Raw genomic sequence first — 24,806 nt, forward strand, 5'->3', positions numbered from 1 at the left:
TTTATAAGGTTAATTCTTGTTGTTGCTGCTGATTCCGTTTTTTGCGTTTCTTTTTCCGTGGCACACCCGAGCCATAATCCGGCTGCGTTTTCGCTAAGGCCTGCGCCAAAAAATTCGTCTGTTTGATGGGTTTCAAATAATTAGTCGGCTCATTTTTCTGCGTTTTACTTACCCGCTGTGCCGGTCGGGATATAAATTGTTCTTCTGTCCTTGCCAGGCGGTTGCTCTTGCCCAATCTTTCTGTAATGCCTTTTGCGCTGTAAGCCTTGCCCAGATCGCTGCCATTAAAAACCGTCTTGTTTTTATGGTCAATATAGGTGATACCAAAAAGCTCCCCTTTATCATTACGGCGGAAATTAACCGTAATGCCCGCTTGTCTGGCTTCCGTTTCAAACTTGGATAGGGTTATTTCCCTGTAATTATCAAACAGACTATCGATCCGTTTAGCCAATTCTCCTTTATACAGTTTCCGGATGCCCTTGTTGAGTTCAAATTTTACTTCCAGGTTTCTGAAAGTAGGTTTGGTATAAAACGCGCTGGCTTTAATGGGCACGCCAACAGGATTGCCCTTAGCATCCAGTAAGGAATACATGAGGCCTTTCTTCTGAAACATGGCCGTATGTTCTTCACCGCGCTGCGCCACCACGTTAAAACACTTTAAAGCTGCATTCAATTCCGCAAGGGACGTAAACCGATAATCGCGCGTTACAGCCGTTATCACGTTGCTGAGCGCACGTTTAGTCGGCAGATGACCATACTTAGCTTTTTTGATATCAGCAGCTTTAATAGCCGCCTCCATTTTAAATGTTTTGCTTTCCGCTTTGATGAGCTTAAAATCCTCCTCGATTTGTTTCCTTGCTGGTTCTGATAATTTACGGCCAATATCATGCAGGTCGATGCGTTCACGCGCAGCAGTGATGTTGGTGGTCACAATATGCAGGTGCTGATGTGCGGCATCGTGGTGGCGATAAACCAAAAACGGCTGATCACTAAATCCGATCTTTTCCATATAGGCCACTGCGATCTGCTGTAGTTTTGCATTGCTTAGATCCTCGCTTGAATGAAAATTTAGAGAAATGTGCAGCGCATTGGTTTTGACGTTCGGCTTCAGTTGCGTGAGGTGGGTAAAGCGGTGCAGTTTCTGTCCCACGCTCATGCTTTCAATATCCCCGGCAAAGCCGCTGGCCATGATCAGGTTCGCTTCATTTTCGCCCACTTTATTTTCATTATAATAGAGCATGGCTCTTATGCTTTTACCTGTGCTTATTCTTGCAACCATTTGTCCGCCAGTTTAGAAATGATCTTCAGCAAGATTTCTACCCGTTCATCAACTTTCTTGTACTGATCCGCCACTTTCAAAGCATAAAAACCTTTATGTGTTTCCACCTTGTCGGCATTGAAATGCCTGGTGATTTGATTAATGTTGATGCCGATGGCTTTAAGCTCTTTACGAATCAGTGCCAGTTCTTCCATAACAGGGTTCATGGTCGCATCGTACGTGAACAGTTTGATCTTTTGATTCAATAAAATCTTCCTGCACACATCCGCAATGGACAATACCCCGCTTTCTTTCCGCAGTTTTTCCAGCTTGTTGAACAAACTTTCAGTTACCCGGATAATGATATTATGACTAAGTAATTCTTCGGGGTTTTCCGTCTTTTTTCTAGGCATACACTTCACTTATATAAAGTTCAGGCAGCACGAGTTCCGAGTGATGCCCCGGCCGGAAGGACGGCAAAGATTTTTTGCGCATGCAAAAATACATCTTTGCCTAGACCACGCGGGCTACAAAGAAGCGCCTTCCGAAGTGCTGTAAAACTTTGGTTAATGATCGAATGAATTGTTATTAAATTATGGTTAACCGGCAGCCGGATCGAACTGAATTGCATAACCAAACGACACCGCGCATCTTAATCGCTGCTTGATTTCCCGCCTGGGAGATTGGCCTACCTTTTTCAGTTTGAGGTAAGGGCTGCCGTGGTATTTACGGCCTTTTACATTTGGGTCTTTATGATCTTTCATTGGCTTATCATTTAATGAATGATCAAAGATGCCATGCCATCAAATCTGCTTATCAGTAGTACTGGCAAATAAAAATGCCACAGAAAAAATCCATCAGTAGTACTGACGAACAATCGCTGGGTTGAGCGAATTTTGACTACGAAATTTTAGCTATGGAAATTTATTTAAGAGAAGAAAAACGTACCGTGACACCTAAAAAAGCAATGGAAATATTGGCTAAACACGGTACACATATCAGTTTAGAGACGGCTGAACAGATGTTGGATTTCCTGTATAAATTGAGTAACTTGTCTGTATCGGAAGCCATTTTGAGCGTTTCAAGGCAGAAAAATGGCATTTCGCCCAAAAACAGGAAATTATGAATTAAAGAAAAAAATTATGAAAACCGCAGATTTGTATGTCCGTGTAAGTACGGACGAACAGGCACAAAAGGGGTATTCGCCCCGAAGCCAGGAACACGTTCTCCGACAGTATTGTGAAATGCAGAACATTAAAGTACGCAATGTCATCTTTGAAGACCATTCCGCAAAAACCTTTAATCGCCCGGAATGGAAAAAACTGCTCATTACCCTCAAAAAACACAAGCACAAAACAGACTTATTGTTATTTACCAAATGGGACAGATTTAGCAGGAATACATCGGATGCTTACCAAATGATCACCACACTGAAAAAACTGGGTGTTGATCCGCAGGCTATCGAGCAGCCTCTGGATATGAGTATTCCGGAAAACAAGATGATGCTGGCCATTTACCTGACTACCCCTGAAATTGAGAATGACCGCAGGGGATTGAATACGTTCTTCGGCATCAGGCAGGCCAAGAAAGAAGGACGATGGATGGGTAAAGCGCCATTGGGCTATGCCAATAAGGCGCGTGAAAACGGTTCCAGGTATATTGCCGTTAAAGAACCGGAAGCCTCGGTAATGAAATGGGTATTCGAGCAATTGAGCGAAAGTATTTTTTCAGGCGAACAAATATTGCACGCTATGCGGGAAAAAGGCATTAAATGCAGTAAGAACAACTTTTATACCTGCGTAAGAAACCCTGCTTACTGCGGAAAGATCAGGTTGGCAGAATATAAAGATGAACCGGCAAGACTGGTACAGGCATTACACGAACCGCTGATTTCAGAAGGGTTATTCTATAAAGTACAGGACGTACTGGATGGTAGAAAGAAAGTATATGGATTAGCGATAGCCACGCCAAAGGATCTGCCACTGCGCAACTTTTTGAAATGTCCTAAATGTCCAAGAATGTTAACCGGCAGTGCTTCCAAAGGCCGTACCACTTACCGGGTTTATTACCATTGCCGTTCTGCCTGTGGCGTTCGCTTTAGGGCTGAGGAAGTCAATAAGTCATTTATGGAGGAACTGATGCTGTTTTTACCGCGTAAAGGTTACTCAGAACTATTTGTCGAAACCGTGACGGACTGCTACAATAACCAGACACGTTCTATCAAGGAAGAACGCAAAGAATTAATACAACACATCAATGAGCAAAACAACCGAATTGATAAAGCCAGGGAGTTGATGCTATCAGACGAGATCGATGCGGCCGAATTTCGCAAGGTAAAAGATGATGCTAGTGAACAGGTGGTAAGGCTGGAAGCGAAGCTGAACACGGTTATGGAACAAAGTTCGAACCTTTTAAACATCAAACCGATAGCAGAAAAAGCGATTTTGAACCTGGAAATGCTGGATAGGTGGTTTGATGATTCGACAATTGGGGGGCAAAGATACTTAGTAGGGATGCTTTTTCCTGAAAAATTGACCTATTCTGAGGGGGGATGTCGAACCACGAAAATGAACGAGGCTGCGTCTGTAATATATATGAAAAACAAGGAGTTACAGGCAAAAAAAATGGGGCAAAAATCTATTTTAAAGACCTTGCCCCATAAAGGGTAAATGATGGGGCTCGAACCCACGACCCTCGGTACCACAAACCGATGCTCTAACCAACTGAGCTACATCTACCGTTTTGGAGATTGCAAAGGTAAAAATCTTCCGGCTAAAATCAAGTACTTTTTTAATATTACATTAAGTTTACTATTTTATTTAGATCGATTTTAAGCAAATGGGTAAATTTGTTACTATGGCCGAACAATTAATTGAACTCAATGTAACCGGAATGCACTGCAATAATTGTGCGTTATCCATACATAAGCTTTTGGAAAAGAAAGGCTTTCATCACATCTTTGTCGATTTTGCAAGCGAAGAGGTCAAATTTTCCACCGTCGACGAGTCGGTAGTGCCCGATGTGATAAAAAATATTGAGGGGCTCGGTTTTAAAGTGGTTGAAGATATCAATATCAACAACGAACACTTTTACGAGAAGGTTGAAAACAAATTCATCTTCTCGCTCATATTCACCATCCCTTTATTGCTGCACATGGTTTTGCCATGGCATTTTTTGCATAACCCCATTGTTCAGTTAATTTTATGCCTCCCGGTATTTACGTTGGGTTGTTTGCATTTTGGCAAAAGCGCTTTTAACTCCATCAAAGGTGGCGTGCCCAATATGGATGTGCTGATATTTGTTGGCTCAAGCTCGGCTTTTATTTACAGTTTGATAGGCACCTTTCAGAATTTAGGCCCCGATTACCTTTTTTACGAAACCTGCGCTACTATCATCACCCTGGTGCTATTGGGCAACGTGTTAGAAAAAAGATCCGTTAGCCAAACCACATCGGCTGTTAAAGACCTGGTTAAGATTCAGCAAGTAAAGGCAACCCGCCTGCTTAACGGCGAAACGGAAGTAATCAGCGCGAGGGATGTGCGCCCCGGCGATATCCTGCTGGTAAACCAGGGCGATAAGGTTCCGGTTGACGGGGACGTCCTTTCGGGCGATGCCTCTATCGATGAATCAATGCTTACCGGCGAGAGTATCCCTGTCGAAAAAACAAAGTACGACCAGGTAATAGGCGGAACTATCGTTCAGCGCGGCAATATCCGGATGATTGCTACCAAGGTGGGCTCAAACACCATATTAGCGCAAATTATCGAGCTGATGAAAAGGGCGCAGTCCGCCAAACCACCGGTCCAAAAATTAGGCGACCGCGTGGCGGCCATATTTGTTCCGGCGGTAATAGGCATTTCACTGCTTACTTTTGTTATAACTTATTGGGTGTTTAGCATCGGCTTTCAACACTCTTTAATGAATGCCATAGCGGTATTGGTTATTTCGTGCCCATGTGCTATGGGCCTGGCCACACCAACGGCGGTAATGGTGGGCTTAGGGCGCGCGGCTAAAAACGGAATACTGATTAAGGGTGGCGATACTATTGAAGCCATAGCTAATACCAAGTATGTAGTATTTGATAAAACGGGCACCTTAACCACGGGCAAATTTAAAATCCGCCAAATTAAAGCCGAAACGGACGATATAGAAAAAGTGAGAGGGTTGATCCTTTCCATCGAGGAGCGCTCAAATCACCCCATTGCCCAATCGCTGGTGAAAGAGTTAAAATCCCTGCCTTTAAAAAAGGTGATACTCAAATCGGTTAGCGAAGAAAAAGGCCTGGGTATGCGCGCCGAAGATATTGATGGTAACCATTACTTTTTGGGCTCGGGTTTAAAATCGGGCACAAGCAAACCGGGCACCGATGATTTCAATTTGTTTTTATACCGAAATCAGCAGCTGCTGGCACAAATCTCCATCGACGATGAAATTAAGCCCGACGCTAAAGAATTGATTGCGAAACTTAAAAAAATGGATATTATCCCGGTACTGCTCAGCGGCGACAGACACAGCAAGTGCATACAGGTAGCCCAGGCCATCGGGATTGATGAGGTGCACGCCGAAAACCTGCCCGAGCAAAAACTGATGGTGATAGATATCTACAAACAAAAAGGCAAAACGGTGATGATAGGCGATGGCATAAACGATGCCCCTGCGCTTACCCAGGCCGATGTAGGCGTATCCATGAACGATGCCAGCCAGGTAGCTATACAATCGGCCAGGGTGATTTTGTTAAATACCGATCTGCATTCGGTAGTTAAATTTTTACAGATCAGCAAGCACACGCTCATCACTATTAAACAAAACCTGTTTTGGGCATTTGCTTACAATATAGTGGCCATACCGCTGGCAGCCATTGGCATGCTTAACCCGATGCTCGGTGCTTTTGCTATGGCTTTCTCTGATGTGGTAGTTATAGGCAACTCGCTACGGTTAAAAAAGAAAAACATATTCAATTAAGTAATACCGTGCCAACTATAAAATATTGGCTTATCCTGAGGTAAATTTACTGATGCACCGGTTACTTTATTTAACCAGCAGGGCTAAGTAAATACCTATTGACCATCATCTGCAGCTTCTTAAAAACAGTATGGCAATTCTTTTCGTCATTAATCCGTTAAACAAAGCTAATAACATCACAATTGTTTACTTAATCAACACAAACCGGTCCGTTATTTGTTGACTACTGTAAACTCTTATTGCAATTTATGTACTACGTTGTTTACATCAGCACAGCCGCCAGATTAATGACGGACGAAGATCTGATAGAAATTTTAATCAAAAGCCGCAATAATAATTTCAGGCTTGGTATCACAGGTGTGTTGCTTTATCACGAAGGTACCTTTATACAAGCCATAGAAGGGGATAAGGTTGTGATTGATAAACTGTTAAATTCCATTTGCAAGGATAAACGCCATTTTGGTTTAACTATAATAACCGAGGGGATAATGGAAACCCATGCCTTTCCAGATTGGTCTATGGGCTTTTTATCTGTCGATGCCGAAACCTTGTCGATTATAAGAGGCTACAAACGTCTCGAAACAATTGATGCTATAGGCAATGAGGCCGCTCGTAATCAAAATCACGAAGCCCTGTTGTTTATCAAATCATTCGCACAAAATAATTACCCTCATGCCATTAACCAGGCATTACAGGCCAGGTAAATGGCACGGGGGAGGCTATAGTTAAATTCTATTTTGCTTGGTACAAATAAATTCACTCTGCACTAAGCGGTATTTTTAGCTTTTGCACTATAACAGCGGTCCCTATTGTATATTGTCCCCAGTCGCGTTTTATAACGCTAAAGCCCAGCCTGCTTTAATCGGTCACTAATCTGTTTCTTTAGTTTTTGCATCATTATTGCCATCTTCGCAAAAACAAATCCAGGTTGGATAATGCTATTATTGCATTTGCCAATCCCTAATAACGAACTAAAAATAATGATCGAGATCTTTACAGACGGCGCATCGAGCGGAAACCCGGGTCCGGGCGGCTATGGCACTATTTTACGTTCGGGCGCACATTATAAAGAACTATCTGGCGGCTATCGCAAAACCACCAATAACCGCATGGAACTGTTAGCTGTAATTAAGGGTTTAGAGGCTTTAACCAAGCCTAACCAAACGGTAACCATCTTCTCTGATTCAAAATATGTGATAGACCCTATTGAAAAAAAATGGCTCTACGGATGGGTACAAAAAGGATTTAAAGATAAAAAGAACAAGGATTTGTGGTTGCGCTTGTTAGAGCTGATTAAAGTGCACCAGATTAAATTTGTTTGGGTGCGCGGGCATAACGGCCATCCCGAAAATGAACGCTGCGACAGGCTTGCCGTTGCCGCTTCTAAACAGCCCGGCCTCTTAATCGATTCGGTTTTTGAGGCTGAAGCCGCCAGGGGCGGCGTGTAGCGTTTTAAGTATCGAGTTCTGGAGCCTACTATTCGCTGTTCGTCGACTTTGTCTACGAACGTATATGTCGGTAGTCTCCGACTACCGGCTAAAATAATTACTGCTCTGCTTCAGCCGCCTTGATACTGTTTTTGTGATTTTTTAATATGATTTTGGTATCATCGCACCAATACTTATATTTTAGAAATCCTTAAATCGTTTCCATCACCTGGCCTTATAATTTAGGCTCATTCGTCCTAACATCATTACAAACATTGTAAACGGTAGTCGGAGACTACCGGCATAGAGGTTCGTAGACGGAGTCTACGAACAGCGAGGGTAAAAAGAAAAGGCACCACAATCAACATTTGATTATAGTGCCTTTTTCAAATAGCTATCAGTAATTTACAACAGAAGCCAACTATAGCGGCTATTGGATATTCACCACACCTTCGAATGATTTTTTGGTTATCTGTGGTGAAAAGCTTTTCATCATTTCTTCGGCACGCTTAACCATATTGGCCGACCCGATAAATATAGCCGAGCGTTGGTGCAGTTCGGTTACATCAAGTTCAAGTATACGCTCGTAACCGTTTGAGGCTAATCCACCGGCTTGCTCAATGATAAACGCCATCGGATTACATTCGTAAACCAACCTCAGTTTCCCATTAGGTGCGCTTGCTGTTATAGGGTAAATAAATATCCCTCCCTTAATCATGTTACGGTGCAAATCGGCCACCATAGATCCGGTATAACGCGAGGTGTAAGGCCTGCGTGTAGTGGTATCTTCAACCTGGCAATACTTAATGTATTTTTTTACCCCGTCGGGGAAGTGGGTATAATAACCTTCGTTGATGGAATAGATAAAACCATCCTCGGGGATTGTCATGTTAGGGTGCGACAAGCAGAACTCGCCTATAGATGGATCAAGCGTAAAGCCGTTAACGCCCTTGCCCGTTGTATATACCAGCATGGTTGATGAGCCATAAATAACATAACCTGCGGCTACCTGGTCAACCCCTTTTTGTAAAACATCGTCTAACGTGGCTTTCCCGTTTGTTGATTTACGGCGATAGATAGAAAAAATAGTACCCACGCTCACGTTTACATCAATGTTTGATGAGCCATCCAGGGGATCAATAGCTACAATATATTTTGCGTTTTTTGATATCTCCGAATCGATATAAATATATTCGTCGTTTTCTTCGGATACTACTATACAGCACTCGCCACCACTTTGTAAGGCCGAAATGAACTGCTCGTTGGCAAATATGTCCAGTTTTTTTTGCGATTCGCCCTGTATATTGGTGCTACCTGCTTCGCCCAAAATATCCATCAAGCCTGCTTTATTAACTTCGCGGTTAACAATTTTAGCAGCGATACCGATATCCCGCAGTAAACGCGATAACTCGCCTTTGGCATAAGGGAAGTCTGCTTGTTTCTCAATAATAAATTGTCCTAAAGTTTTAGCTATCAACATGGGCTTAGTGTATTTTTTACATTATTATTTAACCAATTCAATTACCTCTAAGGTATGAATTTTTTCTTCAGAAATGCAAAAACGCATCAATGTTGGCATCCTGTGCCATCCTTGTTTACCTGCTGCTCCGGGGTTTAAATGCAAACAATTAATCTTCTTATCGTATACAACTTTTAAGATATGCGAGTGCCCGCTGATAAATAAACCAGGGGGCTTAGTGTAAATTGTACCCTTTACTCTCGGGCTGTATTTATCCGGGTAACCGCCGATATGCGTCATCCACACATCAACGTTTTCGCAGTAAAAACGCGCGTCTTCGGGGTACTGTAAACGGATATCCTTATCATCAATATTTCCATAAACACCCCTCAAGGGCTTAAAAGCGGCTAAAGCGTCGGCTAATTCGATAGTACCAAAGTCGCCTGCATGCCATATTTCGTCAACTTTGTCAAAGTGTTTAAAAACAGCATCATCAAGATATCCATGTGTATCCGAAATAAGGCCTATCCGAGTCATACTAAAATAATTATGGTAAGCGTAAAATATTCAATTAAAAAGGGTATTGATATTTCAATATCAAAAGATAGTAAAAAAATCTTTCAATATCTCCTGGTATTGTTTGCTATATACTTTGGGCGAGTTGTAAATAATAAACCGCTCTGTAGTACTTTGCACTGGTATGGTACCCAATACAACAACTTCGCGATGGGCATCAACATCTGTAAAAGAATGAATGTTGATGGTGTGATGCACATAAAGCTGATAGGGCAAAATCAGTTTTTTAACCAATGAGGCCGTTGCAACCGGAAGCACCAGCCAGCATAACCCCTTACTGGCCAAATGTGCAGAAACCGCTTTAATTAAAACTTCGAAGAAGGTTTGATCGGTATGCTTGGCTAAGTTCATCTTGTCACCTGCGGCTTCTAAAGAATTAATATAGAAAGGCGGGTTAGCTACAATCAAATCGTATTTTTTTTCCGGGTGATGGTTAAAATATTCTTCAAAACCAAGCGGGTGAACATGAAGCTTGTTACTGAAGTTTGAGTTACCGAAATTTTTACCGGCGGTTTGCGCGGCAGCAGTATCGAGTTCCACAGCATCGATAACAGCACCTGGGAATTTTTGAGCCATCATTAAGGCAATCACGCCTGTCCCAGTCCCAATATCCAGAATATAGTGTGGTTCATCAGCTTTCACCATCGCGCCAAGCAGTACGCCATCGGTATTGATCTTCATGGCACAGCCGGACTGGTCGACATCGAATTGCTTAAATCTGAATACCATCATCTTACCCAAATGAACTAAATTTATGAAAGATTAAGGTTTTTTTTCGATTTAATTGGGAAATTTATTGTTTCAGGCCGACTGTATCCTGGTTTTCAGTTGGCAGAAGTGTACCGTTTCTAAAGAAAAATGTCATACGACGAGGTACGAGGAGAAATCTTTTGCAAGCGATCAATCCGCTGTAAACTCATCGCTCGCAAAAGATTTCTCCCGCTGGTCGAAATGACAAGTGGGGAGGGATTACTATGATTACGATTCTACTTCTCGTAAAGCTCCAGCGGCAAACCATCGGGGTCGGCAAAAAAAGTGAAGCGTTTGCCGGTAAACTCGTCAACTCTTACAGGCTCAACTGATACGCCATGCTCCTCTAAAAGGGCTTTCGAAGCGTCTAAATCGTCTACCTCAAAAGCTAAATGCCGTAAGCCCGATGCTTCGGGCCTGGAGGGCCTTTCGGGAGGGTGGGGGAACGAAAACAGCTCGATCTGATATTGGTCGCCCACCTTCAGATCAAGCTTGTACGAATCCCGCTCTTCTCGGTAAACTTCGCCCACAATTTCCAAGCCGAGTATTCCGGTATAAAAATGCCGGGATATTTGATAATCCGAGCAAATAATGGCAATATGATGTACCCGGTTAAGTTTTAACATTATTCTCCCAAAATGTTAACCAATACGTTATCGTAAACATCTTTAGCGGCCGATACGGTACCGAATAACTCCCCGTCAACCAATAAATCGCCTGCGTTAACCGTTCCGAGTAAGGTAAAATCAATCTCGGAGGTGGAAAGCAATTCCACCAATGCTTCCTGGCCTTCCGGTTTAACCGATACCACTACCCTGCCTTGTGCTTCGCCGAACAAAAAGGCATCCTTACGGATGGAATCATCAGCTTCGATGGTAAAACCGAGGCCGTTTGGCATAGCCGATTCCAACAAGGTGATATATAGGCCACCATCGGCCACATCATGTGCCGATTGGATCAGCTTTTGGGTAATCAATTGTTTCACCACCTGGTGCAGCGCATACTCCTTGTCCAGGTCAAAATAAGGCGCTGGCGCGGCCAGTACTTTGTGATGGGATGCCAGGTATTGCGATGAGGCTATATCGTTCACAGATTCGCCTAACAGGTAAATCAGGTCGCCCTCTTGTTTAAAGTCGGCCGTCATGATGTTGGCAATATCATCCATCACACCCAACATACCTATAGTTGGCGTAGGGAATACCGGCCCATCATCTGTAGATTGATTATAAAAACTCACGTTACCGCCGGTAACCGGTGTTTCAAACTTGGTACAAGCCTCGCTCATCCCTTTAATGGCACCCACAAATTGCCAGTATACTTCGGGCACATAAGGGTTACCAAAGTTAAGGCAATTGGTAATGGCTACAGGCTCGCCACCGGCACAGGTAATATTGCGTGCGGCTTCGGCTACGGCGATTGCACAACCTTTTTGCGGGTCGGCGTATACATAGCGGGAGTTACAATCCACGGTTAATACAATGGCTTTATTAGTATCTTTTACAGCTACTACCGCGGCATCGCAAGGGCGATTGGTGGTCATGGTAGCGGTACCCACCATAGAATCATACTGATTGGTAACCCAACGCTTCGACGCGATATTGGGGTGCGATACCAGATGATCGGCAACAGCCTTTAAATCTGCAGGCTCTGCAACGTCGTCTATTTTAAATTGCTGGTTTTTTTGGAAATAAGCCGGTTCGCGGTATTCGCGTTTGTAAACCGGTGCACCGCCACCTAAAACCAGGTCGTCGGCAGGTACGTCGGCTACCAGTTCGCCATGCATATAATAGTGCAGCCGTTTGGTGTCGGTAACTTCGCCTATAATGGCGCAGTTTAAGTCCCATTTGTCAAAAACAGCCTCAACTTCTTTTTCGCGTCCTTTGTATACCACAATCAGCATCCGCTCCTGCGATTCAGAAAGCAAAATTTCGAAAGGCTTCATATTAGGCTGGCGTGTTGGAACCATATCCAGGTCAATCCGCATACCATGCTCGCCCTTGGCCGACATTTCGGAGTTGGAACAGATGATACCTGCCGCGCCCATATCCTGCATACCTACAACGGCGCCGGTTTTAATCACCTCGAGCGTAGCTTCGAGCAATAATTTTTCCTGGAAGGGATCGCCCACCTGTACGGCAGGTAAATCATTCACCGAATCTTCTGTAATATTTTTCGAGGCAAATGCCGCGCCGTGGATACCATCCTTACCGGTTGCCGACCCAACGATGTACACCGGGTTACCCACGCCATACGATGTTGCCGAAACCGTTTCACCAGCCTTTACAATACCTGCCGACATGGCGTTAACCAAGGGGTTAATGTTATAACACTCATCAAAAAACAATTCGCCGCCAACAGTTGGTATCCCAAAAGCATTGCCGTAATCGCCAATACCTTTTACCACTCCTTTTACCAGCCATTTGGTTTTATCCAGTTTAAGGTCGCCAAAGCGCAAGGAGTTTAATTGTGCTATAGGGCGCGCGCCCATGGTAAATATGTCGCGGTTTATACCGCCAACACCTGTAGCTGCTCCCTGGTAAGGCTCCAATGCCGATGGGTGGTTGTGCGATTCGATTTTGAATGCGCAGCCAATACCGTCGCCAAGGTCAACTAAGCCGGCATTCTCTTCGCCGGCCTTAGCCAGCATACGCGGTCCATCCTTAGGGAGGGTTTTTAACCAGGTGATAGAGTTTTTATAAGAGCAATGCTCGCTCCACATCACCGAAAAAATAGAAAGTTCGGTAAAGTTAGGCGTGCGGCCCAATATCTCTTTTATTCTGTCAAATTCTTCGGGTAGTAAACCTAAATTTTTAGCGGTTTCAACGGTGGTTAATTCCTGGTGCTCCAATGTATCGTGGTTTTATTTAAGGAAAGCGCAAAATTATGAATTTGCTGGTAATAATCCCGTTTTAAAATCAGGAATGTTTTAAACGTATGGATTAAACATATTAACATTGAAGCCCCGGCGTTTTTTATCTCTGCTATAAAAGATTTGTTATGATATAGTCGGGAGTCTTGAGCCTTGAGTCAGGAGTGAATTAGTGGTCTTGATAAGCACGCGGGAAACCACCGAAACTAAAGCACTTTAAGCTGCTTCACGAAGTCTAATGTTCTATATGAAAATTGATGGGAAGGACATATTTAACCCGGACAGTTTGCCCGTTATGGTTACCGGGGATCCAAACTGGCGACAACTTTAAAACACGCAGAGCTTCCTCATCAAAACCGTAGCCTGCACCACGTTCCACCAATACATTGGAAACATGGCCATCCCTTTCAACTATAAAGCTCATCCAAACCTTACCCGAAATTCTATTTTTTTTGGCTTCTGCCGGATAACGCAAGTTGCTTTCTAAAAACTTCGACCATTGCTGGGCACCGCCCGGCAGCACGGGTTTAATAGCTACCTCATCGTTATCCAAAACATCAATTTGCTGCTGAAGTGTTGAATTAGAAGGCTCGGTTGGCTTGGCTGCAGAAGTGATCAACAGCGGCTGATCAGTATTTGATACCGGCACAACTGAGGTTTGTTTAACCGCATGATGATTGCCATTTAATGAGCTATGATTTTTACCGCCCGGTTCCTTTAGGGAAGGTGAAACGGCAGATTTATTTAATTTATCACGCTTTTGTGGAGATGGCTCCTTAACCACATGAAGGTTCTGATTGGTAACATCAATTTGGTTTACACTAATGGCATCGTTTTGATTATCGGCCAGTAACATCGATCCGCCAAAAACAGCAGCCAGAAAAAGCACAGTAACACCAAGGGCGCGCAATACGTTGGACGCATAGTGCTTCCTGATATCATAAGCGCCGTAACTTTTATTCCGGTTTTCGAACACACGCTCTATCCACTCGGGGCTACATATGTCAAATTTCGAATTAAGCATCATGGTTATATATAATCTTAAAGGTAATGCTTTTATACGATAAATAAATACGCTTGGCTATTACACCCTCATGTTATTTAAATGCCCTCACCATTTACCAATAGAGATAACTTTGGGTACGGCCTTCTTTTCAACCACAACTACATTTGTCAAATACTTTTTTAAACGCTCGCCTAATTGCCTTCCAAACAAAGCCGACTCATCCAGATAGCTATTCAGATCCTTTTCGGCGATATTTTTCGATAGTTTTTCCAACGGAACTTCAACATTATTTTGAGGGACATAATTATTATACCTGTCCCTAAAATAGGGGGTATATACAAAATTGGTTAACCAGTACCTGTACTTAGCATCCTTTACTTCCAGTTTAAGCTGATAAGCAATTTGCCCGTCGGGATGTTTGGTTATTGCCGTTTTATAAACCGTAAAAAAGCCGGTACCGGCCAAGCCCATGTTGCCTGGATCGGCAGATGTGATTTTCAAACTTTTTTTATCGGCAATGTTTTTAAAAAAACGCAGGCTCCTTTGGTACAAAGTATCAGCGGTGTATTTATTCATACTCACTATTTTGTAGTAAATATATTTGCCGTGCTCATCCAAAGCCAGCGAATCCTTTTGAGCCATTGCTGCCTTACTTAAAGCAAGGCAAAAAAATAACACTATTAATTTATTCATATCATCATACAATAAAGCCGCCAGGAATAGCTTCCTGACGGCTTTTAAAGTTAAGAATATTTTTTCTTTAATTAGAAAGCATATACCGCAGCTACAGCAAATTGTGAAGCTGACTTGGTAGAATTAGGAACACCATCACCATTGGTAAATACCGATTTTGAAGCGTTATCCAATCTCACCTCAGGAATAAAGTTTAACGGGCCTGCCTTGATGTTAGCAGTAAGCGTAAAGGCAGTTACGTTTTCGCCTGGAGGAGGACCGGCAGTAAAGTAAGTGCCTGTTTTTGTTTTAAAATACTCACCTCTTAACCCTAATGTTACAGATTTAGATACTGCATATTGAGGATATAAAGCGGCGCCTGTAAAACCACCTTTATCGTAACCTAAATATTTAGGAGCTGTAAAATCGGCCGCGTTTAAACCTAATTTAAAGGCATCTGTAATTTGGTAGGTGGTAGTTAAATCAAACTCTGTTCCAGATGCGTATCCGGCAACTAAGTTAAGATAAGCAGTCCAGCCTTTTACAGGAGCCACCATTAACTGCGCACCAAAAGTTGATACATCATTAGTTGAGGTGTAAGCATTCCACGAATCATTAAAAATTCCGGCCATTAAGCTTACTTTATCAGTAAAGGCGTAAGTAGCTTTAATACCAGCATTTTGGAACGGACCATTGGTAAATAAATAAGAAGTTGAATAGTTGAAGTTACCCACCGGAGAAATTACTTCGTAGCCAACAAACGTAGCCATATAACCACCGGTTACATTAAACTTATCAGTAAAATTATAGCTTACGTATAAATTTTGAATGTGGTAAGATTGCCCGTTGGTTCCTGCATTAGGGATTGACTGAGCTTCACCCCTTGGGCCAAATGATAATTCACCTACAAACGAAGCTTTGCCTACTGTTTTTTTCAGGCCCAGATCGATCATGCCTAAAGAGATAGAATTTTGCTCGCTTGCAAAGCTGGTTGGGATATTGGCAATTTTTTTCCCGGAAAAATCATACTTAAAATAAGTATCTACCGATCCTGAGATCACCAGCGGCGCGTCACTGGTAACTTTTATCGTGTCCTGAGCCTTAACGGCGAACCCCGATGCTACAAATGCACAAATGAGTAATAGTTTTTGTTTCATGTTTTTTGATTGTGGGTTTGATTTAATTATTGAGTGAGTTAATCTTATTCATCTTTCAAGCCAATGCTAATTAAAGGCCAATAAAAGCCCATAGAGACAATTGGCTAATAATCATCAATTTAAGTTAATCAATAAAAGGTCAGTTTTGATTTGAAACCTATCATATTGATCGGGGAAATCAATATGATAGGTAATTGAGGAATCTTATAGTATACTTTTATTAAAATAAGATGCAAGAAGCATATTATTTAGCATACTCAGCAACGCCAAGTTTTGAAAGATCAATTTCTTCTTCGGCTATATCAGGATATGCACCCGTACCGTGCTCAAACACATCCAAACCACCTGGACCTGTTTCTGCTTCAATTGGCACACGTAAGCTCCATGGATGAGGTAACTTCATAACGATATACATCATCACCAAACAAACAACAAAGGTTGATACAGTAATAATAGCACTGCCTATGGCCTGAGCTTCCAGCACCTGGAAACCACCGCCGTAAAATAAACCAGCTACCGGTGAAGAATTATCGGCACCAGTAGGGCCTGTTGCGCCATATTTTCCGCAGGCAAATAAGCCTAAAGATAAAGTACCCCAAATACCGTTGATACCGTGTACAGTAACAGCCCCAACTGGATCGTCAACACGGAACCACTCTACCACATTCATAAATACATAGGTAAGCACGCCTGCTACCAAACCTAAAAGGATGGCGCCGCCCGGGCTAACCCAGTAACAAGGGCAGGTAATAGCTACCAAACCGGCAAGGAAACCGTTAATGGTATAACCTAAATCAAATTTACCTTTGGTAGGACCAAACCATAAAGCGATAAACATAGCTGCCATACCGCCACCGCAGGCAGCAAGCGTAGTGTTGGCGGCAATACGGCCTATACCTTGCATATCCATTGCAGATAGTGTACTTCCGGGGTTAAAGCCGTACCATCCAAACCACAGGATAAACCCGCCTATTGCAGCTAAGGTTAAGTTATGCGGAGGTGGCATACCACCTTTAGCTTTATCATCACGTGCAAAAATTCGTCCGAAACGCGGCCCTAATACGATAGCACCCGCCAGCGAAGCTATACCACCTATAGTGTGTACTACGGTTGAGCCAGCAAAATCGCGGAAGCCGGTACCTAAAGATTCGAAGAAACCGCCTTTGCTGCCCATCAGCGCAAGGAAACCATCCGGCCCCCAAGCCCAGTGGCCAATTATTGGATAGATAAAACCGGTGATACCGATAGAGTAAAGAATATCTCCGCGGAAACTGGTACGTCCGATCATGGCACCCGATACGATGGTTGAGCAGGTATCAGCGAAAGCGTACTGGAAAATCCAATGTGCTAACAATGGAATACCTGTAGCAGCATAAGTATCAGGGATATTGGCAAGGAAAAACCAGGCACCGGTAATTTTACCGGCCGGATCGCCATGCCAGCCTATAAAGCCGTTGCCCCAACCAAACATAAATGCATACCCAACAGCCCAGAAAAGTATCCCGCAAAGGCATGTATCAAAAATACACTCCATTAAAACGTTCACTGTTTCCTTAGTACGTGCAAAACCGGCTTCGAGCATTACAAATCCGGCTTGCATACCAAAAACCAAAAACGCAGCTACCAATGTCCATGAGGTATTGATAGAGTTCATCAGATTAGTTTCTATAGCGGTAGGCCCCGGAGCCGCAGCGGCGTGAGCGCTTGTTCCAAATAAACCCGGAAGGGTAACCATGGCGGCAAGCACCAACATTAAACCTAAGATTTTTCCCGAAAAAATAGTGATCCCCATTTTCCACTGCTCTGGTGTGATGGTTGACCATTTGGAAGATGTGTTCTTTCCCCCCCCGCTGTCTTTAAACAAATTGAGTCCGAGCAATTTGTTTTTGTCATTTTTTAAGTTCATAGTTTGTTATTTAGTTTGATTGTTAAGTGAGTTACAGGTTTTATCGATAAAATTGGGTTTACATTACAATTATAAATAAAGAAATAACATAATTGATAGGATTAATAGATATTTTGATTAATTCCTAACAGATTTTAATGCCATTTTAATAAATCATATAATTTTTTGATTGATTTTATGAAATTATGAGTAATAATTTAAAAAAACAATAGTATTCGCATAAAAATTTCAAATTATTTGAAAATAAAACAAAAATGCCGCATTGAGGTATCTTACACTATTTTTTATCGGAAAAAAACCAATCCTTGTGAGGAGTTTTATATTTTTGATGAATTATTTCAATAATTCACGGTATATACTATGTCAAACATCAGATTTCAAGCATTACAGGCGGTTTTAACACGCACAATACCGGAAGTTAAGGTACCGGGCGCCAAAATTTCAGACTTTTACGGGGCAAATGTTTTCGATAAAAAGAAAATGATGGATTATTTATCCAAAGAAGCCTATCAAAGTATAGTGAGCGCCATTGAGATAGGCGAGCCAATTCCGCGCGACATGGCAGAGCAAGTTGCATCGGCCATGAAAGCCTGGGCAATGAGTAAAGGAGCAACCCATTATACACACTGGTTCCAGCCACTAACCGGAACAACTGCCGAAAAACACGATGCGTTTTTTGAACCAGCTGCTGATGGCTCGGCAATTGAACGTTTTTCGGGAGATGCGCTGGCACAGCAAGAACCTGATGCATCCAGTTTTCCTAATGGTGGTATACGCAATACCTTTGAGGCCCGCGGCTACACCGCCTGGGACCCATCATCTCCGGCATTTATCATAGAAAGCAATACCGGTAAAACTTTATGTATCCCTACCGTATTTGTATCATATACCGGCGAAGCACTCGATTATAAGGTACCTTTATTAAAGGCGTTGAGCGCTTTGGATAAAGCTGCCGTTGATGTTTGTAATTACTTTGATAAAAGTGTTGAAAAAGTTAATGCCTCGCTGGGTATTGAGCAGGAATATTTTTTGGTTGATCTGGCTTTGTTTAACACCCGTCCCGATTTATACTTAACAGGCCGTACCTTATTTGGACACGAATCAGCCAAAGGTCAGCAACTGGAAGATCATTATTTTGGATCGATACCGGAGCGCGTTTACGCCTTTATGCTGGATATGGAAACCGAGGCCCTTAAATTAGGTATCCCTTTAAAAACACGCCACAACGAGGTTGCACCTTCGCAATTTGAATGCGCGCCAGTTTACGAAGAAATTAACCTGGCCATTGATCATAACCAGTTATTAATGGATGTGATGGACAAGGTTGCCAAGCGGCATAATTTTAAGGTATTACTGCACGAAAAACCTTACGCAGGTATCAACGGATCGGGCAAACACAACAACTGGTCGATGATTACCAATACAGGCAAAAACTTGTTATCGCCCGGCAAAACGCCCAAAAACAACCTGATGTTTTTAACCTTTTTTGTAAATACGGTTAGAGCTGTGTATGAATATGCCGATCTTTTGCGCGCATCAATTGCTTCGGTGAGTAACGATCACCGCCTGGGTGCCAACGAAGCACCTCCGGCTATTATATCTATTTTTCTGGGCAGCCAATTGAACGATGTATTGGATGAGATAGAAACATCGCGCATCAGCAAAAAAATAAAGGAAGACTCTTTGTTATGGCAAGGCATACCTAAGATACCGCAAATTTTACGTGATAATACCGACCGTAACCGTACATCGCCTTTTGCTTTTACCGGCAATAAGTTTGAGTTGCGCGCCGTAGGATCATCAGCAAACTCGTCAAGTCCGATGACGATTTTGAACCTGATTGTTGCCGATCAGCTCAAAAAGTTTAAAGTTGACGTTGATAAGCTGATTAAAAAAGGAGAGAAAAAAGATATCGCCCTGCTTACCATCATCAAAAAATACATTAAGGAATCAAAATCTATCCGTTTTGAGGGCAACGGCTACAGCGAAGAGTGGGAAAAAGAAGCGGCTACACGCGGCTTATCCAACATTAAAACTACACCTAAGGCTCTGGATGTTTTAGTTACAGAGAAAGTTGAAAAATTATTTGCAGATACAGGCGTATATACCAAACGCGAATCGGAAGCACGCCACGAGATTTTACTGGATAGCTTTTACAAAAAGTTACAGATAGAAGCGCGTTTAATTGGTGAAATGGTTACCAACGTCATTATCCCGACTGCGATTACTTACCAAAGCAAGCTGATTGAAAATGTGAAAGGCTTAAAAGAAATTGGTTTAAACAAAGAGCATTATTCGGCACAATTGGATATTATTGAGCGCATATCTAAACACGTAACCTTTATCAAAGATAACGTAGACCAGATGATTGACGAACGCAGGAAAGCTAATAAAATTGATGATCTCCGCGAAAAATCAATCGCTTATGACGAAAAAGTAAAAAGTTACTTTGAGCCGATACGGTATCATGTTGATAAACTGGAACTTTTAGTTGAAGACTCACTGTGGCCGTTGCCTAAGTTTAGGGAACTGCTTTTTATTAAATAGTTATTGAGTTAATATGTTATTGGGTTAATAGCTATTTGCTTAGCTATTAACCTTTTTTTTGCTATTTTCAATTATAGAAATCAACCATAACAGTGATATGAAGAGCTACACCATTAAAAAGACAGCCGGTATATCGATAGAACAATTATATGACGACTTATCACACGGCGGACGCATTGTTAGTTATGGCTATTGTGTCTCTATAATCGCGATGACTTATCGCTTAATGTCGTCGCCCCATTTTATCAGGCCGGATGAAAAAATATCCAAATACAGAATGGGTTATAATTTAAGATCTTTAATACTGGGATGGTGGGGGTTACCATGGGGGCCGATTTACACCATAGATATGATTAAAATTAACGCTAAAACCGGAGGTGGCATTGATGTAACTGAGGATTTGTTGATAAAAATACAGCAACAATATTCCGGATCCAACACCAAAGAGATATTATCCCAGGATTTAACAGTCAATTATAACCAGTACGAGTTAATCAACTAACTTCATTCAATATCACACGTGGTCCTTCGGTGCAAATATATCCGCCTCTTTGTTTTGCTTGACCATCACCTCGCGATAGCGTACAAACAAAGCTGATTTAGATATAAAGCCAACAAACACATCGTCTCTCACTACAGGCAGGTGCCATACGCCGTACAGGTCAAACAATTCCATTACTTTACTGATGGATTCGTTATACTGTATGATAGCCGGAGGTGCTACCATAACTTCGGCAACTGTCATTTCATCTTCGGCAGCCGAAAACATATACTTTCTAACCTCGCTTAAAAAAACAACCCCTTCCAGCTTGTTATCTGCACTTAAAACAGGGAAAATACTGTTGCTGGTTTGAGGCAGTAGCTTAAACAGCTGTTTAAGCGTTATTTCTTTTTTTATAGGCGTATAATCATTATTGATCATACTTTTTAAACTGATGGATGCAAGCATACTATAATCGTTATCGGGATGGATATCATGTTCGGCAATTAAATGGTGCCAGTACATATTGTGCGGATTAAACGCCCGCGATATAATATAGGATATAGCAGAAACGATCATTAAGGGGATAAACAAAATATAGCCGCCTGTAATTTCGGCTATCAAAAATATAGCTGTAAGCGGCGCGTGCATTACTCCGCTTATAGCGCCAGCCATACCCACTGCTATAAAGTTGCTGGTATTTAAATGGATGAGCCCTGTTTGGTTTACAGCAAAGGCAACCAGTAAGCCTAAAAATGCGCCGGTAAACATAGATGGTGCAAAAGTACCGCCATTGCCACCGGCACCAATGGTTATACCGGCGGCAATTATTTTAATAAATACCAGGCAGGCAATAAACAAAACCATGCCCACCGGGCCCGATAATAATTCGGGAAACAAAGATTGTTCTTTTAAGGCGTTGATGTTACCGTCCAAAACTTCCTGCAGGTAATGATACCCTTCGCCCAATAGCGGTGGAAACAGCAGAATGATGAGCCCAAGCAGCAAACCGCCCGCGATGGCGCGTACATAACGATTCTGCTTTTTAAATATACCCTTCTCCAGGTTGCCACCTACCTTAGCGATATAAACCGTCACCAAGCCGCTTAATAGCCCTAACAGTACATAAAATGGCAGCGCTTGCATTACCCAGCCTTCGGTTGCCAAATGAAACAACTGCCTTGAATATAAAGCCTTAGCTACTACTACCCCGGTTGCCGAGGCTATTAACAAGGGAATAAATGTTGGTATACTGATCTCGCCGATCAATATCTCAATAGCAAATAATACACCTGCAATAGGGCTGTTGAATACCGCCGCTATACCTGCAGCAGAACCTGAAGCCAATAGTACCGTTTTTTCAAAAGGGCTGAGCCGGAAAAACTTACCTGTATTTGAACCGATGGCCGCACCCGTGCAAACTATAGGAGCCTCTAAACCAGATGACCCGCCAAAGCCAACCGTGAGCGAACTGGTGATTAGATGTGAGTAAATATTATTAACGGCAATGTTTGATTTATTGCGCTTGATGTTGGCCAGCACACTGCCTATGCCCTTTTCAATATGGTCGCGGTTGATGAGGTGCTGATAGGCCACGGTGAGCAGTATACCCACAGCGGGTAAAAATATATAAAGGATATGAAATAGATGGCCGGATATGTTGAGGCTCACATCTTCCATTAAATGAACAAGATATTTTAAAAGTACAGCCGCCAACCCGCCAACCAAACCTACAAAGGCACTACCGTACAGCAAAAAATTGCGTTGCCCATTACGGGTAAGGCGCCAATTATTAACTGCAATATAAATTGTTTTTAACATAGCTTAAAGAGATGGGGCGCAATTTAAGGAATATATTAAAAACTATGTGCAAATGTGGGGATGTGCAAATTATAAATGTGTAAATGAATGTGTGAATTTCAAATGTGAAAATGTGCGAATTAAAATGTAGATGATGAGTTTCAGTTCGCTATCCAATATCCTATTAACCAGTAACTCAATAACCTATTAACCAATATCTCAATAACCAAATAACTTAACAAGCCAATAATCAAAAACCTTATATTTGCAGCATGGTTTCCTCGCAAAGATACGATCAGCGTGGTGTTTCCGCATCTAAAGATGATGTACACCGGGCAATACAAAAAATTGATAAAGGTATTTTCCCTCAGGCTTTCTGTAAAATTATCCCTGATATTTTAGGCAACGACCCTGAATATTGTAATATTATGCATGCTGATGGTGCAGGTACTAAGTCATCCTTAGCATATACTTATTGGAAACAAACCGGGGATATTTCAGTTTGGCGAGGTATTGCACAGGACGCCATCATCATGAATCTTGACGATCTGCTTTGCGTAGGCGCTACCGATGGCATCTTGCTGTCGTCAACCATAGGCCGCAACAAAAACCTGATCAACGGTGATATTATAGCCGCTATTATTAACGGTACCGAAGAGATTTTAGAGGAACTACGGTCGCAAGGGATCGGCATTTACTCTACCGGGGGCGAAACTGCAGATGTGGGCGACCTGGTACGCACCATTATTGTAGACTCTACCGTTACCTGCCGCATGAAACGTGCGGATATAATATCCAACGATAAAATTCAGGCAGGCGATGTTATTGTGGGACTGGCATCTTACGGAAAAGCCACCTACGAGACCGAGTACAACGGTGGTATGGGTTCTAACGGTTTAACATCCGCACGGCACGATGTTTTCAATAAAAATATCGCCCAGAATTTCCCCGAAAGCTTCGATCCGGCTGTTCCGACAGACCTGGTATTTTCGGGTTCCAAAAACCTGACCGACCTGATAGACATTGGCAATGGGGAAACCGTGACCGCCGGTAAGCTGGTATTATCGCCAACCCGCACCTACGCGCCGGTGATAAAGAGCATATTAGATGGCTTCCGCAGCCAGATCCATGGTATGGTGCACTGCAGCGGCGGCGCGCAAACCAAGGTTTTACATTTTATAGACCGCCTGCATATCATTAAAAACAATTTATTCGCTACGCCCCCCCTGTTTAAACTTATCCAGCAGGAATCGCAAACCAGCTGGCAAGAAATGTATAAGGTGTTTAACATGGGCCACCGGATGGAGCTGTATGTACCCGAAGCCATTGCCGCCGACCTGATTAAAATATCACAAAGTTTTGGCATTGAAGCGCAGGTTATTGGGCGCGTAGAGGCTGCTGAGCATAAGCAGGTAACCATTACATCGGAGTATGGGGAGTTTGTTTATAATTAAGCCTGTTGAAGGCATTAATTTTTCATATACTTTTGATAATCGGCTTGCAAATCAGTGATGTCGGCTGTAATAGGTTTGTCTTTCCCATTAAATAATAATACGCCAAAAAACAGGGTATCGAGTTTCATTACAAAGGTACGCCCGGATATGGTGTTAAATTTAACAGATCCTTCGGACAGCCTTCGTATCTTATTCGCTTTAACCGAATCAAGATACAGCTCTGCTTGCGCCATATAAAACATATAATCATCAGTAGCGATATAAAAAGCTTCATCATCGTTCATTTCTTTTTTCACTTTGCTGATTAACCTACTGTTGGGTTTAACGATAATTGCGCAAGGTTTTATGATGATATTGTTATCCGCAATTACTGTCTTATTAACTTTCGCAACCAAGCTGCCATGCCTAACTGTGGTCCCGGGATTACTCGCAGCTTTATGACAGGCATTTAAAATAAACAATATGGGTAGATATTTCTTCAA

Annotated in this window: 22 protein-coding genes and 1 tRNA gene; 8 read left to right on the forward strand and 15 right to left on the reverse strand. The window is 42.5% G+C overall.

Going from position 1 to position 24,806, the window contains the following annotated elements; all coding sequences use genetic code 11:
* Position 1 precedes the first annotated feature (1 nt).
* The 3 genes from MUCPA_RS10195 to MUCPA_RS37660 all read right to left on the reverse strand — a co-directional run bounded on the left by MUCPA_RS10195 (position 2) and on the right by MUCPA_RS37660 (position 2,022).
* Positions 2-1,279: a relaxase/mobilization nuclease domain-containing protein gene (locus MUCPA_RS10195; RefSeq protein ID WP_008506216.1), complete on the reverse strand. Its 1,278-nt coding sequence runs from the start codon at positions 1,277-1,279 to the stop codon at positions 2-4.
* A complete protein-coding gene (locus tag MUCPA_RS10200) occupies positions 1,264-1,671 on the reverse strand; it encodes a plasmid mobilization protein (protein ID WP_008506217.1) in 408 nt (135 codons plus the stop codon). The genes MUCPA_RS10195 and MUCPA_RS10200 overlap by 16 nt, the downstream gene beginning before the upstream one ends.
* Before the next feature lie 186 nt (positions 1,672-1,857).
* Entirely contained in the window at positions 1,858-2,022 is a 165-nt protein-coding gene (locus tag MUCPA_RS37660; RefSeq protein WP_008506218.1) for a hypothetical protein, read from the reverse strand.
* A gap of 152 nt (positions 2,023-2,174) precedes the next feature.
* Between MUCPA_RS37660 and MUCPA_RS10205 the strand changes: the two genes are divergently transcribed.
* Together MUCPA_RS10205 and MUCPA_RS10210 are read left to right on the forward strand one after the other, a co-directional pair.
* Positions 2,175-2,384, forward strand: coding sequence for a hypothetical protein (locus tag MUCPA_RS10205; RefSeq protein WP_008506219.1), 210 nt, complete (start codon positions 2,175-2,177; stop codon positions 2,382-2,384).
* 16 nt (positions 2,385-2,400) lie between these two features.
* Complete coding sequence (locus MUCPA_RS10210; protein ID WP_040627307.1) at positions 2,401-3,927, forward strand: recombinase family protein; 1,527 nt, start codon at positions 2,401-2,403, stop codon at positions 3,925-3,927.
* Here MUCPA_RS10210 and MUCPA_RS10215 read toward each other — a convergent pair.
* Positions 3,923-3,996: transfer RNA gene (locus MUCPA_RS10215), tRNA-His, on the reverse strand. The two genes, MUCPA_RS10210 and MUCPA_RS10215, sit on opposite strands and share 5 nt — an antisense overlap.
* 100 nt (positions 3,997-4,096) lie before the next feature.
* On the opposite strand from MUCPA_RS10215, the gene MUCPA_RS10220 reads away from it, so the two are divergent.
* The 3 genes from MUCPA_RS10220 to rnhA all read left to right on the forward strand — a co-directional run bounded on the left by MUCPA_RS10220 (position 4,097) and on the right by rnhA (position 7,668).
* Complete coding sequence (locus MUCPA_RS10220) at positions 4,097-6,220, forward strand: heavy metal translocating P-type ATPase (RefSeq protein WP_008506220.1); 2,124 nt, start codon at positions 4,097-4,099, stop codon at positions 6,218-6,220.
* 248 nt (positions 6,221-6,468) lie between these two features.
* The gene (locus MUCPA_RS10225) at positions 6,469-6,924 is read left to right on the forward strand and encodes a BLUF domain-containing protein (RefSeq protein WP_008506222.1); all 456 of its coding nucleotides are present in this window, start codon (positions 6,469-6,471) and stop codon (positions 6,922-6,924) included.
* A 276-nt stretch (positions 6,925-7,200) separates the two neighbouring features.
* Positions 7,201-7,668 carry a ribonuclease HI gene (gene rnhA, locus MUCPA_RS10230; RefSeq protein ID WP_040625827.1) on the forward strand — a complete coding sequence of 156 codons (468 nt, stop codon included), beginning with the start codon at positions 7,201-7,203 and terminating at the stop codon, positions 7,666-7,668.
* 409 nt (positions 7,669-8,077) lie between these two features.
* Here rnhA and fbp read toward each other — a convergent pair whose 3' ends face one another.
* The 9 genes from fbp to MUCPA_RS10275 all read right to left on the reverse strand — a co-directional run bounded on the left by fbp (position 8,078) and on the right by MUCPA_RS10275 (position 18,042).
* The gene (gene fbp / locus MUCPA_RS10235) at positions 8,078-9,127 is read right to left on the reverse strand and encodes a class 1 fructose-bisphosphatase (protein ID WP_008506227.1); all 1,050 of its coding nucleotides are present in this window, start codon (positions 9,125-9,127) and stop codon (positions 8,078-8,080) included.
* 24 nt (positions 9,128-9,151) lie between these two features.
* Positions 9,152-9,643: a metallophosphoesterase family protein gene (locus tag MUCPA_RS10240; RefSeq protein ID WP_008506229.1), complete on the reverse strand. Its 492-nt coding sequence runs from the start codon at positions 9,641-9,643 to the stop codon at positions 9,152-9,154.
* A gap of 60 nt (positions 9,644-9,703) precedes the next feature.
* Positions 9,704-10,414: a tRNA1(Val) (adenine(37)-N6)-methyltransferase gene (locus MUCPA_RS10245; RefSeq protein WP_050982069.1), complete on the reverse strand. Its 711-nt coding sequence runs from the start codon at positions 10,412-10,414 to the stop codon at positions 9,704-9,706.
* Between the two features lie 254 nt (positions 10,415-10,668).
* On the reverse strand, positions 10,669-11,058 hold the full coding sequence (gene gloA2 / locus MUCPA_RS10250) for an SMU1112c/YaeR family gloxylase I-like metalloprotein (RefSeq protein WP_008506233.1): 390 nt from the start codon (positions 11,056-11,058) through the stop codon (positions 10,669-10,671).
* Positions 11,058-13,280, reverse strand: coding sequence for a phosphoribosylformylglycinamidine synthase subunit PurL (purL, locus tag MUCPA_RS10255; protein WP_008506234.1), 2,223 nt, complete (start codon positions 13,278-13,280; stop codon positions 11,058-11,060). Before purL ends, gloA2 begins: the two co-directional genes overlap by 1 nt.
* Before the next feature lie 256 nt (positions 13,281-13,536).
* Positions 13,537-14,328 carry an energy transducer TonB gene (locus tag MUCPA_RS10260; protein ID WP_008506235.1) on the reverse strand — a complete coding sequence of 264 codons (792 nt, stop codon included), beginning with the start codon at positions 14,326-14,328 and terminating at the stop codon, positions 13,537-13,539.
* Between the two features lie 84 nt (positions 14,329-14,412).
* Positions 14,413-15,000, reverse strand: coding sequence for a DUF4468 domain-containing protein (locus tag MUCPA_RS10265; protein ID WP_040625828.1), 588 nt, complete (start codon positions 14,998-15,000; stop codon positions 14,413-14,415).
* Positions 15,001-15,071: 71 nt separating this feature from the next.
* Positions 15,072-16,136: a porin gene (locus MUCPA_RS10270; protein WP_008506239.1), complete on the reverse strand. Its 1,065-nt coding sequence runs from the start codon at positions 16,134-16,136 to the stop codon at positions 15,072-15,074.
* Positions 16,137-16,380: 244 nt separating this feature from the next.
* Positions 16,381-18,042, reverse strand: coding sequence for an ammonium transporter (locus MUCPA_RS10275; RefSeq protein WP_008506241.1), 1,662 nt, complete (start codon positions 18,040-18,042; stop codon positions 16,381-16,383).
* A 360-nt stretch (positions 18,043-18,402) separates the two neighbouring features.
* Here MUCPA_RS10275 and MUCPA_RS10280 point away from each other — a divergent pair, with 360 nt between their 5' ends.
* On the forward strand, positions 18,403-20,589 hold the full coding sequence (locus MUCPA_RS10280) for a glutamine synthetase III family protein (RefSeq protein ID WP_008506242.1): 2,187 nt from the start codon (positions 18,403-18,405) through the stop codon (positions 20,587-20,589).
* Between the two features lie 97 nt (positions 20,590-20,686).
* Positions 20,687-21,091: a hypothetical protein gene (locus tag MUCPA_RS35940; protein WP_008506244.1), complete on the forward strand. Its 405-nt coding sequence runs from the start codon at positions 20,687-20,689 to the stop codon at positions 21,089-21,091.
* 12 nt (positions 21,092-21,103) lie between these two features.
* On the opposite strand, the gene MUCPA_RS10290 is transcribed toward MUCPA_RS35940, so the two are convergent.
* The gene (locus MUCPA_RS10290; protein ID WP_008506245.1) at positions 21,104-22,891 is read right to left on the reverse strand and encodes a chloride channel protein; all 1,788 of its coding nucleotides are present in this window, start codon (positions 22,889-22,891) and stop codon (positions 21,104-21,106) included.
* 251 nt (positions 22,892-23,142) lie between these two features.
* On the opposite strand from MUCPA_RS10290, the gene MUCPA_RS10295 reads away from it, so the two are divergent.
* Positions 23,143-24,324: an AIR synthase related protein gene (locus MUCPA_RS10295; RefSeq protein WP_008506246.1), complete on the forward strand. Its 1,182-nt coding sequence runs from the start codon at positions 23,143-23,145 to the stop codon at positions 24,322-24,324.
* A gap of 14 nt (positions 24,325-24,338) precedes the next feature.
* Here MUCPA_RS10295 and MUCPA_RS38625 read toward each other — a convergent pair whose 3' ends face one another.
* On the reverse strand, positions 24,339-24,785 hold the full coding sequence (locus MUCPA_RS38625) for a hypothetical protein (protein WP_217220458.1): 447 nt from the start codon (positions 24,783-24,785) through the stop codon (positions 24,339-24,341).
* Positions 24,786-24,806: the final 21 nt, after the last annotated feature.

The sequence above is a fragment of the Mucilaginibacter paludis DSM 18603 genome (assembly GCF_000166195.2).
Classification (GTDB): Bacteria; Bacteroidota; Bacteroidia; order Sphingobacteriales; family Sphingobacteriaceae; genus Mucilaginibacter; species Mucilaginibacter paludis.